Origin of the sequence: Arthrobacter glacialis (assembly GCF_002909415.1) — a bacterium.
Classification (GTDB): Bacteria; Actinomycetota; Actinomycetes; order Actinomycetales; family Micrococcaceae; genus Specibacter; species Specibacter glacialis.
In genome coordinates this window covers 59,012-72,209 of the sequence record NZ_PPXB01000011.1, presented here as the reverse complement: position 1 = coordinate 72,209, position 13,198 = coordinate 59,012, and the positions used below count along the sequence as shown (strand labels likewise).

General features: G+C 63.8%; 14 protein-coding genes and 1 riboswitch. Of the genes, 9 read left to right on the top strand and 5 right to left on the bottom strand.

Annotation, left to right across the window (positions count from 1 at the left end; genetic code table 11):
* Positions 1-149: 149 nt before the first annotated feature.
* Positions 150-710 carry an Ig-like domain repeat protein gene (locus CVS28_RS13765; protein WP_103481893.1) on the bottom strand — a complete coding sequence of 187 codons (561 nt, stop codon included), beginning with the start codon at positions 708-710 and terminating at the stop codon, positions 150-152.
* Positions 711-730: 20 nt separating this feature from the next.
* On the opposite strand from CVS28_RS13765, the gene CVS28_RS13760 reads away from it, so the two are divergent.
* Entirely contained in the window at positions 731-964 is a 234-nt protein-coding gene (locus tag CVS28_RS13760) for a hypothetical protein (RefSeq protein ID WP_103481892.1), read from the top strand.
* 78 nt (positions 965-1,042) lie between these two features.
* Here the strand turns inward: CVS28_RS13760 and CVS28_RS13755 are convergent, their stop codons facing one another.
* Positions 1,043-1,537 (bottom strand): hypothetical protein, encoded by a 495-nt coding sequence (locus CVS28_RS13755; RefSeq protein ID WP_103481891.1) that lies wholly within the window; start codon positions 1,535-1,537, stop codon positions 1,043-1,045.
* Positions 1,538-1,725: 188 nt separating this feature from the next.
* On the opposite strand from CVS28_RS13755, the gene CVS28_RS13750 reads away from it, so the two are divergent.
* From CVS28_RS13750 to CVS28_RS13730, 5 genes are all read left to right on the top strand, one after another.
* Entirely contained in the window at positions 1,726-2,370 is a 645-nt protein-coding gene (locus CVS28_RS13750) for a dihydrofolate reductase family protein (protein ID WP_103466599.1), read from the top strand.
* 100 nt (positions 2,371-2,470) lie between these two features.
* Complete coding sequence (locus CVS28_RS13745) at positions 2,471-3,019, top strand: FAD-dependent monooxygenase (protein ID WP_103481928.1); 549 nt, start codon at positions 2,471-2,473, stop codon at positions 3,017-3,019.
* A gap of 60 nt (positions 3,020-3,079) precedes the next feature.
* Positions 3,080-4,276 carry a Fic family protein gene (locus tag CVS28_RS13740; protein WP_103481890.1) on the top strand — a complete coding sequence of 399 codons (1,197 nt, stop codon included), beginning with the start codon at positions 3,080-3,082 and terminating at the stop codon, positions 4,274-4,276.
* A gap of 107 nt (positions 4,277-4,383) precedes the next feature.
* Positions 4,384-5,289 (top strand): hypothetical protein, encoded by a 906-nt coding sequence (locus CVS28_RS13735; protein WP_133159139.1) that lies wholly within the window; start codon positions 4,384-4,386, stop codon positions 5,287-5,289.
* A complete protein-coding gene (locus tag CVS28_RS13730) occupies positions 5,286-5,642 on the top strand; it encodes a GntR family transcriptional regulator (protein ID WP_103466594.1) in 357 nt (118 codons plus the stop codon). Before CVS28_RS13735 ends, CVS28_RS13730 begins: the two co-directional genes overlap by 4 nt.
* Positions 5,643-5,671: 29 nt before the next feature.
* Here CVS28_RS13730 and CVS28_RS13725 read toward each other — a convergent pair whose 3' ends face one another.
* Positions 5,672-6,505: an SDR family oxidoreductase gene (locus CVS28_RS13725; RefSeq protein ID WP_103481888.1), complete on the bottom strand. Its 834-nt coding sequence runs from the start codon at positions 6,503-6,505 to the stop codon at positions 5,672-5,674.
* The gene (locus CVS28_RS13720) at positions 6,502-8,178 is read right to left on the bottom strand and encodes an FAD-binding oxidoreductase (protein WP_103481927.1); all 1,677 of its coding nucleotides are present in this window, start codon (positions 8,176-8,178) and stop codon (positions 6,502-6,504) included. The genes CVS28_RS13725 and CVS28_RS13720 overlap by 4 nt, the downstream gene beginning before the upstream one ends.
* A 17-nt stretch (positions 8,179-8,195) precedes the next feature.
* Here CVS28_RS13720 and CVS28_RS13715 point away from each other — a divergent pair, with 17 nt between their 5' ends.
* From CVS28_RS13715 to thiC, 3 genes are all read left to right on the top strand, one after another.
* Positions 8,196-8,804: a TetR/AcrR family transcriptional regulator gene (locus CVS28_RS13715; RefSeq protein WP_103481887.1), complete on the top strand. Its 609-nt coding sequence runs from the start codon at positions 8,196-8,198 to the stop codon at positions 8,802-8,804.
* Positions 8,805-8,806: 2 nt separating this feature from the next.
* On the top strand, positions 8,807-10,393 hold the full coding sequence (locus tag CVS28_RS13710; protein WP_103481886.1) for a glycerol-3-phosphate dehydrogenase/oxidase: 1,587 nt from the start codon (positions 8,807-8,809) through the stop codon (positions 10,391-10,393).
* Positions 10,394-10,465: 72 nt separating this feature from the next.
* Positions 10,466-10,573, top strand: a riboswitch (TPP riboswitch).
* 15 nt (positions 10,574-10,588) lie between these two features.
* Positions 10,589-12,370, top strand: a complete 1,782-nt coding sequence (gene thiC, locus CVS28_RS13705; protein WP_103481885.1) for a phosphomethylpyrimidine synthase ThiC — start codon at positions 10,589-10,591, stop codon at positions 12,368-12,370.
* Positions 12,371-12,498: 128 nt separating this feature from the next.
* Here thiC and CVS28_RS13700 read toward each other — a convergent pair whose 3' ends face one another.
* Positions 12,499-13,080, bottom strand: a complete 582-nt coding sequence (locus tag CVS28_RS13700) for a dihydrofolate reductase family protein (RefSeq protein WP_103481884.1) — start codon at positions 13,078-13,080, stop codon at positions 12,499-12,501.
* Positions 13,081-13,198 lie beyond the last annotated feature (118 nt).

The window sequence follows — 13,198 nt, the reverse complement described above, 5'->3', positions numbered from 1 at the left end:
AAATTCTGAAGACCGGTGTGAATTGGCGGCACGGCCGGCCGATGCCCAACGGCACTGTGGGGACATCCAAAAGACCCCCAGGTTGAGGGACCTCACAAGGAGGTCCAGCTCAACCCGGAGGTCTGCTAGAGTCGGCAGGCCGGTGCCCGCTACCCGCAGCCCCGGCGTCGAACAACCAACAAGATGCCGCCCGCCGCGAGGAGGACAACAGCGGACCCCACCAGCAACAACGCGCCGTTGACCCCTGTCTGTGCCAGACCGGGCACCTCAGCTGCGGCGGTTGCCGTAGCTGAGGCGGAGGGAGACGGAACCGATGAAGTGGACGGTGCCACAGGGGCCGCAGGAGTGCTCAGTACCACTGCGGCATTGACCGTGACGTTCACAGGTGGTGAGACTGCGTAGGCAATGTTCGCCGCCTCGATGGAAACGGTTACGGTGTGCAGTCCGGGGGCCAAACCAGCCACGGGCAAGGGGGCCGTGCCGTTGGCGGCTACGGGAGCCTGGCCAAGAACTGTGCTGCCGTCGGAGAAGATGGCCATGGGGGAGGTGACCGCAGGGAGCAGGGACACTGCCGCCTCGAGGGTGACGGTTCCACCTGCTTCCACAGTGGCCGGGGTTGCCGTGAGGGTGGCAACGGGTGTGGGCTCAGTCCAGCTGATGGTTGCCTGGCCGTTAAACAGTTCGGCCGGCCGCGCCGTATCCGTGGCCACCGTGCCAGCGGCGATCCAACTTGAACCAGCGCCGCCGCCACCGACTGGCCTGTGCCGCCTGCCATGGTTGCAGCCTGGCCACCCAAGCCGCCGGCCACTGGCGGGCAACCTTCATCGCCGCTGGGACCGGGATCCCCATCATTGGCAGTTGCCAAAGTGGAGGAGCCGCCCATGCCGCCTTGGGACACCGAGCTGCCGCCGATGTTTCCGCCAGCCCCGCCGCCGCCGCCGCCACCGGCGATGGCAATCAATGACTGGGTGCCCGAGCCGGAGGGGGGGGGGACGTGAACAACAGCGTTGCACTGCCACCTGCGCCGCCGTGGCTGAAGATGTCACCGGCCGGATTGGCGCGCAAGGCTGTGAAGCCGCCGGCGCCATCTGGTGCCTGCTGGGTACCGGTGGAGCCGGCCGGCAACGTTGCTGGCATCGTTGCCGGCAAAGCCCACCGAAAGGTTGAGCACTTCACCGGGTTGTACAGACAGATCCAGTGCCAACGCGGCCCCCGTGCCGCCCGGGATGCCGTTGTCATCCGGGATGCCGTTGGGTTTGGTCTTGCCCCGGTTGGTTCCACCGTTGCCGCCCCACAGTGTGACCTTGCTAGAAGAGATGTTGGCCGGGGCCGTCCACGTGGACGCAGCTCCCGCGGCGAAATCAACGCTGTGGGTCACCGGAACGTAGGGCGTTGGTGCACTGCCCATGGCGGGAGCGGCCAAGGCGGAGCCCGCCACCAGGGCAACGGCGCCGAGAGCTGCGATGGAGGCCGCCAGCATGACTGAGCGCTGGCGTGTACTGATAGGGGACAAGAAACCCTCCAAGGGTGTGAACATGGCACGCCCCATTGGTGTCCGGCCCAAATTCTAGCGGGATCACTGCCGAGGCACGGTGCTGCTGACGTTGCGGCAAACTTATCAACGCCTTGACGACTTGGGGCCATTGATTTGCAGGGGGCACTGTGCCAGCCTTGAGGGTAGTCCCGCAGCCGGGGCGACGGCGGTCAACTCGGACGGAGCGCGGTATGGGACTCATACACATAGACCTGTTCACCACCCTCGACGGCGTAGCCCAGGCACCCGGCGGACCAGAGGAAGACAACGACGGCGGCTTCGCCTATGGCGGCTGGCAGGCGCCGCTACTGGACGAGCTTGTGGGCGAACAGATCAACGCCGGTATGGCTGGGATGGACGCACTCCTGCTGGGACGCCGTACCTACAGCATCTTCGCCGCATATTGGCCCTTCCAGGAGGAAGGCGTGGATTGGAGCATTGCGCGGCTCTTCAACAGCCTGCCCAAATACGTGGCCTCACGCCAATTGCTGACTCCTCAGTGGGCCAATTCCACCCACTTGGGCCCGGACACTGCCGCCGCCATCCGCGAATTGCGCGAGCGGCACCAAAACATTCACGTCATCGGCAGCCTCAACCTTGTCCAAACCCTGTTCGCCGAACGACTCTTCGACAGGCTCACACTCTGGGTGTACCCAATACTCCTAGGCAGCGGGAAGCAAGTCTTCGCCGATGGTGTGGTCCCGAGCAACCTGGTGCTGGTGGAGCCGGCAGTGACCTCACCAACGGGCACCGTCACGCTTCGCTACGCGCTCGCAGACGGAATGCCCGGGGTGGGGGACATGTCCGGTGATGACCGCCTGAATTCCGCAAGCTGACTGTGAGCGGCATGGATTGGCGGTTGACGTGATCATTTCCGGCGGAGGAGCCGAGCCAGACAGTACGCTCGCTGGGCCTCCACCCCGCAGCATCGAAATCATGGACCAGCGGGGTCTGTTGGAAAGGTTCCTGGCCCTGGGGCAGCAATACCCCGATGGTGTGGGCCGCTTCGCCGTAATCGAAAAGCCCGTGCCACCGGTCCTGGACACCGCCCACGGCTACGTCCTGGGTATTCCGCAACCTGTCACCGACCGCCTGCTGGCCGAACGCGCTGCCGAACCCGGCGCCCAGATCCGCCGGGGCACGCGGGTGAGCGCTGTTGAGCAAGACCAGGATGGGGTGGATGTGGAGACCGCCGACCCTCGACGAATTCCGGACGTCAGCAGATTTCTGGCCGAGAAGATCAGCGGCACCGGGATCCGCTACGACTTCGGGGAGGGGCCGGAGCCGCTGGGGCGTCGGTTGCGCAACATCCCGCTGTCAAGCGGCCGCCTCTACGAGCGCATGCACGGCGGGCGCGGGATCTTGCTGGATCAGGGGAGCAAGCTGTCCGTTGCAGGATGGGCGGACCGGATCGATCCCGTCAGGGGAACGGCTTGCGGGACACCAGAATCCCGATTCGTCCTCCGGACGGCGGCGCTGGCGTAAATCAGAATAACGACGGCCCATACCAATGCTTAATTAAATAACCATTGGTATGCTTGTGTAATGTCAATGTTTGAGCAGGACGTGGCCTGGCCACCACTCGGCTATGAAGAGCTGCCCTGGCGCAATGTTCAAGACGAGTATGGCTCACGCACGCAAAGGCGCCGGGCCGCCGGACCGTATCTGGCGGCGGTGCCCCCCTTCATTTCCGGTCTGGAAATCCACCTCGATGGCGAACTGCAAGCACTGACTGAAGAAGCAGCTAGTGAACTCGCTCGTTTCGATGCCGAAGTAGGGCAGATTGCAGCACCCTTCGCATCCATTCTCTTGCGCACCGAAAGTGCCTCCAGCTCTGAGATTGAGAACCTAAGCAGCGGCGCGCGACAAATCGCCTTGGCGGAACTCGGTGAGCACGCCTCGAAGAATGCGCAGCTGATCGTAGGCAACGTCAGAGCCATGCAAGCAGCTCTGGCACTGTCCGACTCCATTGATGGCCACGCCATCCTGGAAATGCACCGGGCGCTACTCGAGCAAAGCAACCCCGACATCGTCGGCCATTGGCGAGATCAGCAGGTGTGGATCGGAGGAGGGAACCTGGGGCCCCACACTGCACAGTTCGTCCCGCCCCATCACGAGCGGGTCACCGCACTCATGGACGATCTGGTCGCTTTCGCCAGTCGAGTCGACCTTCCCGTTCTTGTGCAGACCGCGATTACCCACGCCCAATTCGAAACAATCCATCCATTCCCCGATGGCAATGGCCGAGTCGGGAGAGCACTCATCCAGGCCATGCTGCGTGGGGGGCAGCTAACGCGCAATGTAGCCGTTCCGGTCTCTGCGGGTTTGCTCCACGACACGGGTCGCTATTTTGAGGCCCTCGGTGCATACCGCTCCGGGGACATCGCGCCGATAGTCCGCTCCATTGCTGAGGCATCGTTCGCGGCTGTGCACAATGGTCGCATCCTCGTAGAGGACTTGGAAACCGTCCGGATAGAGTGGCGCGACCGCGTTAAAGCCAGACGAGACTCCGCGGCCCACCGACTCGTGGACATCCTCCTTCGCCAGCCAGTTATTGACAGTGCCGCCGCTGCAACTGAGCTTGGCATTTCGGCTGTCAATGCCCAAGTCGCTATCAACCGCCTGGTTGATTCAGACATACTGATCCAAATTTCAACGGGAAGACGCAACCGCATCTGGCTGGCGAAGGATGTTGTGCGGGTTCTTGACGAGTTCGGCGCCCGCGCCAAGAGACGCCGCTAGGGGAACGCTTTTCTTTCTTGGCGACGCGATCAAGATACTGGAAAGTGTCCCACTCCTATGGCACACTTTGTGTCATTGGGTTGTTACACTTTTGGGGGTTAGAGTTCATGGTCATTTTTCTGTACCAGTTCGGTCCTACTGTCGTCGCACTGCTTCTTGCGTGCGGCGTATCCTTCATCCGTCGGCGATCACACGTGGTCCTGCCGAAAACCGTACGGCAATTCACGTCCGTTGGGATTGTCCTCGCCCTCGGGTTCATGATCACCTTCACCGCGTGGTCTGTCTTTCCATGGTGGATGCCACACTTCAGCGAGGACACAGTACTGTTTCTTCAGCTTGGCCGTTACCTTGCTCCGCTCGTGCTGACTGTTGTTGCGCTGGTCTTACTTATCGTCCCGGTGCCTGCTCCCGGTCCGCGCGGCACTGCCGCTCTTGCCCCTCGGACACTCATGACCTTCACTTCTCGGGCGTGGCTGGGATCCGCGGTCGGCGTGATGGCTGTGGTCTCTTCGATTGCGTTCTTCGCAGGATTGGCTTCGAGCCCCGACGAGAGAGGTAGGCATGTGATGTTCGTGGTGCGGTCCTCCGCCAACTCCAGTGCCAGCACAACCATCTACGGGTGGTGGTTCTCGACGCCGTGTTTGATCATGATCGCACTCATTGCCACGATCGTAGTGGTCGCTCTGATAATGATCTCGCGTCCAGCACTTGCCGTTGATTCACAGCGCGACACCGCCGCAAGAGTTGCACGCATTGGCAACGTCTTGTCGGTAAGCACCGGAGGGCTCCTTCTCCACCTCAGTGTGGTGCTGCAATCACTCTCCAACACCTCCTCCCTCCGCACTGGGCAAGCAGGATGGTTCGAGCTCGGCACTTCCTTTGCGGCGCTCGGCCCCGCCCTTCAGCTTGCTTCTCTCCTCTCATTCATCTGTGGCATGGCAATGTGGTGGTCGACTCTCCTGACAGTTCTACCCGCCCGTACACGACAAACCAGCAGGGCAGCGCTGGCATGATCATCACTCTCACCGAATCTGGCGCTCCACTCGTCGACCAGATTCGGGACCAAATTCTTGGGCTCATCACGACCGGCCTACTTTCCGCCGGCCAAAGACTTCCTTCCGTGCGCCAATTGGCCAGCGACCTCGGCGTGGCACCTGGCACAGTGGCAAAAGCCTATAGAACACTCGAAAGCGAAGACTTCCTCGTCACGCGCATCGGCAGTGGCACACGAGTCAGCACAAAAGCGTCAGCCATACCGCGCGACGTTCTCTCCGCAGCCACGCAACTCGTCAAGGCGAGCAAGCGCGAAGCTGTAGACGTGGATGAAGCTATTCGCGTTCTACGCGCCGTCTGGCCCGAGTATTGACCATGAGCCGGTCATGGAGCGCAGGACCCCTACTTGCGTCCCGTGAAGTGTTCCATGGACTTGTAAACGCCAAACACTCGCCCGGCCACCACATCCCAGGCGGCGACCGGCAGGACTCCGCGCAGTGCCGTGCTCAGTTTCACTGTCCACGGCATCATCAGCATTGGTGTGCCTTCCTTCATGGCCCGCCACACGCGCTCCGTCACCGCGGCCGGTTCCATCAGCGGTGTCAGGAGCGGGCCGCGGGCGCCTTCAAACATGCCCGTCTTGATGTAGGAGGGGCAAAATGTGGTCACCTTGATGTGATGGTGTCCGGCTTGGGCTAGTTCCAGCCGCAAGGAATCGCTCCAGCCAATTGCTGCCCACTTGGAGGATGAGTAGACACTCATGCGGGGGTTGGCGAGTAGTCCGGCCGCCGAAGCCACATTGACGATCCGCGACGTCCGTCCGCCGTCGATCATGGCAGGCAGGAACTCCCGGGTGACGTGCATCAGGGCCAAGGCATTGATGGCCATGGTGGCGGCGATGTCGCTGCGCTGATCGTGCTCCCAAAAGTACTTGCCGCGCACAATGCCGGCATTGTTGATCAGGATGTCCGGGGTGCCCACGTCGGTGCGCACCTTCTCCGCGGCAGCTTCAATATCCTCCAGTTGGCTGACGTCCACCACGTAGCTGTGGATCTCCGAACCCCTGCCGCTGAGCTCGGCGGCGGCCTCCTCCAACAGCCCGGCATTGATGTCCCAGAGAATCACGTGGGCGGCGTGGTCCTTGACCGCAAGGTGGGCGTACATTTTGCCCATGCCCATGGCGGCGCCGGTAATGAGGACGGTTGCATGGGCGAGGGATCCAATAGTGCTGTTCATGGCTGTGTCTCCAAAGGTGTTGGGATGAGCTTGCCGGGGTTCATGATGCCCGCAGGGTCCAGGGTGTTTTTGATGCCGGCCAGGACCTTGATGCCCAGGTCCCCGATTTCGGCGCCCATGTAGGGTGCGTGGTCCAGGCCGACGGCGTGGTGGTGGGTGATGGTGGCCCCGGCCGCCACGATGGCGTTGGAGGCAGCTTCCTTGACGCGCGCATTTTGGGCCAGCCAGTCCTCCTCGAGCCCGGACAGGAAAGTGAAATACAGGGACGCGCCGTCGGAGTAAACATGCGAAATATGCGTCTGCACATGGGCTGCGCCGCCGCGGGCCTCAAGTGCGTCCAGGATGGCCCGGCGGACACTTTGATACGTAGGCTCAAGCTGGCCCCAGGTGGCCGCCGTTTCGAGGGTCTCCACGTAGACGCCGCGGGTCAGGAGTTCGTCACGCAGGTAGGGGCCACTGAAGCGGCCATGCTCCCACGACTTCCCCGGCGCCGGACCCAGCGGGATCCCGCCAGCGCGCCGCAGGATCCGCGCACTGCGCCGCATCCGGGCACTGGCCCCTCGACGGTCGCCCTCCCAGACAAAGAGGGACAGCACGGGAGTCTGCTGGCCTCGGATTGCCAGGTAGCCGGAGAGCAGGCCTGTCTTCCAGCCGCCCAGCTTGAAGGTCGACGCCGTCTCATCAGTGTCGCTGAGGCGGCAGACGTGCGGCATGTCGCCAAGGCGGCCGTCGTGGCGCAGGCGCCGCATGGCATCGGCCCCGGCGGCGAATGACGGGAAGGACCAGGATCCGTACACCTTGTCCTCGGGCGTGGGGGACACCTTGACGGTGACCGCGGTGATGACACCAAGGGTTCCTTCGCTGCCCACCACCACGTCGAGCAGCTTTGGCCCGGCAGCCGTGCCCGGTGCCAGGGAGCCGACGTCGAACGGGCCTGCGGGGGTCTCGAGGTGGACGGTCTTGACCAACTCGTCGGACCGGCCGTAGCCGGTTGATGCCTGGCCGGCGGAGCGCGTGGCCACATATCCGCCCAGGGTGGCTTCCTGGTGGCTTTGCGGAAAGTGCCCCAGCGTGAAGCCGTGCGGGGCGAGTGCCGCTTCGATGGCAGGGCCCCGGATGCCGGCCTCAAACGAGGCCGTGCGTGAGACGGGATCCACCTGCAGGAGCCGGTTCATGCGTCGCATGTCCAGGGTGACGACGCCGGCAAAGCGGCCGCGCAGTGGTTCCACCCCGCCCACCACCGACGTTCCGCCACCAAAGGCCACCACGGCCAGTTGACGCCGTACGCACAGCGCCAGGAGTTGCCCCACTTCCTCGGTTCTGCCGGGGAACACTACGGCGTCGGGGGCCTCGAGTGCATCTCCGCTGCGGCGTCGCAGCAGGTCCGGGGTGCTCTTGCCACCTGCATGGAGGATGCGTTCCACGGCATCCGTGGCGACGTGTTGAGTCCCAACAATGGCCCGGATCTCGTCCAGGTCATCTTCCTCCAGCGCGACCGGACCCACGCGAACATCGGCCACGTCAACGGGTGGATGGCCGGCGTCGATGCTGGTGAGCTTGAGGGTGCGGCGCAGAAACTCCAGTGCACCTGCGCCCAGGGGCCGGGCGTGGCTGGGGTCCCCCCAGCCGTGCCACACGGAGGGAGAAACTGTTTCTGTGAGATTCGTCACCATGGGATACAGTGTGACACATGACGTCACAACGTACCAACGTGCAGGCCGATGCCACGCTCCTTTCCGCAACCCGGGATTCAGTGGTGCTCCACGGTGTCCGCCGAACCACTGCCAACGACATTGCCGAGCGGGCTGGCATTTCGCGCATGACCTTCTACCGCCGGATGGGTTCGGTGGAGAATGCGGTGCTGGCAACCCTCACCCATGAGTTCCGCAGCTACGCGAACACCGTACGGATCGGCACGCCCACTGGTACCGGGCGCCAGGAGCTGGTGCACTTCGCGGTGGAAAGCGTCCGGGTGTTTGCCACCTCAGAACTGCTGGCGTCCATCGCCGAGCGAGACCCGGAATTCCTGATCCCCTATGTGACGGATCGATTTGGTGCCAGCCAGCAGCTCATCCTCGACCAGCTGCGCACACTTCTGGACGCAGGCGTGACGGACGGCAGCATCGAAGCGGCCGGGGGGACAGCCACCACGCTGCTGCTGGCATTGCAGGGCGTGGCCCTGTCCTCACGGGTTCTCCTGAAAACGGACGCCTTCGAGGGCGCTCTGGCAGAACTTGCCAAGATGCTGGAACGCTACCTCACGCCGTCGAACAACGGTGCACAGCAGAGCGGAGCATGACCATGAAAAACCCGAGCTGGATCAACTGCGAAAGCCGCCAGCGGGCACTCGAGCACGTGGCCCACCACACGGTAGACGTGGTGGTGGTGGGCGGCGGCATCACCGGCGCCGGTGTGGCCCTGGATGCCGTGAGCCGCGGACTCAGCGTGGCCCTCATTGAAAGCCACGACTTCGGCGCCGGAACCAGCGGCTACAGCTCCAAGCTCATCCACGGCGGGCTGCGGTATCTGGCCAGGATGGACTTCCCCGTGGCCTGGGAATCGGCCATGGAACGGCGCTGGCTCATGAGCAACATAGCCCCGCACCTGGTCCGCCCGCTGGGGTTTGTCATCCCGGACGCCCGCAGCGCCCCGGCCTGGGAGGGCGCGGCTGCAGCGCTGGGTGTGGTCATCTACGACGTGCTGCGCAGACTGTCCGGACTGGGCAGCAAAACGCTGCCGCGGCCCCAGCTCCTCTCCAACCAGGCGGTGACCGCACTGGCGCCGGCACTGGACGTCACGGCACTGCGCCGCGGCTACCTTTACTGGGACGGACAGGCCGTGGACGACGCCCGGCTGGTGCTCGGCGTGGTCCGCACGGCAGCCCGGCACGGGGCCCATGTGCTGCGCGACGTCAAGGCCAGCAGCCTGACCGCGACAACCGTGGAGGCCGTGGACACTCGCACGGGGGCGCGCGTTGCCATCCAGGCTCGCGCGGTGGTCAACGCCACCGGTGTGTGGGCTGGCGACTTCGAGCCGCAACTGAGCGTGACCCCCAGCAGGGGCACCCATCTGGTGGTACGGGCGGAGCGGATGGGCAATCCCCATGCCGCGCACACGGTTGGCGTGCCCGGGCACTTTGGCCGCTACGTCTTTGTGCTGCCGCAGCCCTGCGGCCTGGTGTACATCGGGCTCACGGATGAGGCGGACCACACCGCCGACGGCCACCGGCCCCAGGTTCCGGAGCACGACGTCGACTTCCTCTTGGACGTTGTCAACGCCACCTTGACGGTACCGCTGACAGGCGAGGACGTGGTGGGTTCCTTCGCGGGACTGCGGCCCTTGGTGGAGGCCGCCCACGGGGACGGCCCCGACGGTACCGCCGACATTTCACGCCGGCACCTGATCCGGGATGTCCCCGGGGCGCCCATCACGGTGGTGGGCGGAAAAATGACCACCTACCGCCGGATGGCCCAGGACGCCGTGGATGCAGTGGTGGCCCGGTTGGGGATCGAAGCCTCCTGCCGCACCAAGACCCTGCCGCTGGTGGGTGCAGCGTCCGCCACAGTGCTCGGAACCATTGACGCACCGGCCAGGCTCGTGGCGAAATATGGCACGGAAGCCGCTGCGGTGCAGGCGCTCCAGCTGCAGGATCCGCTCCTCGCGGAGCCGCTGTTTGATGGGACCGAGATCACCGGCGCGGAACTGCTTTTCGCTGTTCAGGCTGAGGGTGCCGCCAGCGTGGCGGACTTGTTGGAACGGCGCACCCGTCTGGCCTTTGTGCCCGCTGATGCGGCCCTGGCCCGTGGGCGGGCGGAGCAGATCCTTGCCATGGCAGAGTCATTTTCCAGCCGGGAGCAGACAAGCGCACGGAACGAGGCGGGGGAGTGAGCCTGGCCGCTGGCCCCGCCGCCGGTTGAGCTTGCATGGCCAACGGTGGGCCGTAGTGCGTGGTAGCGTTTCTTCCGACCACACGGGAGCCCTTGCAGGGGCTGAGATCAGGCTGAAGCAGCCTGCGACCGTTGAACCTGTCCGGGTAATGCCGGCGAAGGAAGTGAGCAATCTGTGAACCCCAAAGCAATAACAATGACCCCTGCCCCCAAAGGTTTGGAACAGGCGCAAACGCAATCCCTGAAATCACATTCACTGGCCTTTGATGTGGATCCAGAGTCAGGAATTCGTGTACCAGTCACAGAAATCGCGCTGGAGCCGTCTCCCAACGGCCAGGCCAACGCGCCGTTTCGCGTCTACCGCACGGCCGGGCCGGGCAGCGATCCGGTAGTGGGCCTTCAACCCTTTCGAAGTGCGTGGATCAGTGCCCGCATGGACACGGAAATCTACCGGGGGCGCACCAGAAATTTGCTTGACGACGGCAAGTCCGCGATGCGCCGGGGCGCTGCCTCAGCAGAGTGGAAGGGATTGGTTCCAGAGCCGCGCCGCGCACGGGCCGGTCAGCGCGTTACGCAAATGCACTATGCCCGCCGCGGCATCATCACCCCAGAAATGCAATTTGTGGCAATCCGGGAAAACTGCGACGTGGAACTGGTGCGCAGCGAGGTGGCGGCCGGCCGGGCCATCATCCCCAACAACATCAACCACCCGGAGTCCGAGCCCATGGTCATTGGACGGGCCTTTTTGGTGAAGATCAACGCCAACATTGGCAACTCGGCCGTCACCAGCTCCATCGCAGAGGAGGTCGACAAACTGCAATGGGCAACCCAGTGGGGTGCCGATACTGTCATGGACCTGTCCACCGGCGATGACATCCACACCACCAGGGAATGGCTCATCCGCAACGCCCCCGTCCCGATCGGCACCGTGCCTATCTACCAGGCCCTGGAAAAGGTCAACGGCGAAGCCAACGCCCTGACCTGGGAAATCTTCCGGGACACGGTGATTGAACAGTGCGAGCAGGGCGTTGACTACATGACCATCCATGCGGGTGTCTTGCTTCGCTACGTCCCCTTGAGCGCCAATCGTGTGACTGGCATTGTTTCCCGCGGCGGGGCCATCATGGCGGGTTGGTGTCTTGCCCACCACCAAGAGAATTTCCTGTACACGCACTTTGACGAGCTGTGCGAGATCTTCGCCCAGTACGACGTGGCATTTTCGCTGGGCGACGGCCTGCGCCCAGGCTCCATTGCCGACGCCAACGACGCCGCCCAATTTGCAGAACTGGACACCCTTGCCGAATTGACACAGCGGGCGTGGGAACACGATGTCCAGGTCATGGTTGAAGGCCCGGGACACATCCCGTTCCACCTGGTCCGGGAAAATGTTGAACGCCAGCAGGAGCTTTGCAAGGGAGCCCCCTTCTACACACTGGGGCCGCTGGTCACCGACATAGCACCTGGGTACGACCACATCACCTCGGCCATCGGGGCGACGGAGATTGCCCGCTACGGCACAGCCATGCTTTGTTACGTGACCCCCAAGGAACATTTGGGCCTGCCCAACAAGGACGATGTGAAGACCGGGGTGATCACCTACAAGATCGCTGCGCATGCTGCGGACCTGGCCAAGGGGCACCCCGGGGCGAGGGAGCGCGATGACGCCTTGTCCAAGGCTCGATTCGAGTTCCGTTGGCGTGACCAGTTCGCATTGTCGTTGGATCCGGTCACTGCCGAGTCCTTCCACGACGAAACGCTGCCTGCCGAACCGGCAAAGACCGCCCACTTTTGTTCCATGTGCGGCCCGAAGTTCTGTTCAATGCGCATCAGCCAGGACATCAGGGACGAGTATGGTTCGGCCGAGTCGCAGGCGGCCATTGCCGATATGTACGCGGGCATGCGTGAGAAGAGTCAGGAGTTTCTGGCAACCGGGGGCAAGGTGTACTTGCCGGAACTCGCCGTTCCTTTGCGGCCATAGAGCCACGATAGTGGTGGCGGGGCGCAACGGTTTGCAGATGTGAAGAAATAACCTCTCGGAAACGGGAGGTTATTTCCTTATGGGGGGATGTTGGCTGGCGGACTGCTTCGCGTACCGGCTCAGATCGGTCAACGGCGCACCCGATAGCGCAGGTGAAGCACCCGGTTTCCCTGAATCACCACGTCGGGATCCTCCAACAGGTGCTGTGCGTTGACCGACCCGAAGTAGCGCTTGCCGGACCCGAAGACGACGGGTACGACGTCCATGCGCACCTCCTCGACCAGGCCCGCGGCTAGCACCTGGCCACCGACATCGCCAGCGGCGACCTCGACGATGCGGTCACCCGCGAGCTCCTGCGCCTTGGCCACGGCTGCCTCGACGCCGTCGACGAAGTGAAACGGCGCCTCGGGGTCCCAGCCCTCGGGCCTGGGCCTGTGCGTCACGACGACCACGTGGTCGACCCCTCCCGGAGGCTTCCCGTCCCAGCCGTCCGTCATGTCGAAGACGTGGCGGCCAACGATTGTCGCCCCGATATGATCCCAGTACGGCCGGATGTAGTCGTAGGAGGTCTGCGACACCTTCAGCACACCGCTGTCGTCCAGCGGGACGTCACCACTGAGCAACCAGTCGAACAGCGGTCCGGGCTGGTCGTTCATGTCCGCGACGAAGCCGTCCACCGATACCGAGCTGTTCATGACCACCTTGCCCACGGGGCCCTCCTTTGCTTTGGGTTGCCCACATTAGCAGCTCTCCACAGGTGAGGGTATAGCCGACGTGTGATGCTGTCGGCGGCGGTCGTCAGCGCGTCGTCCTCGCCCATCGTCGCCG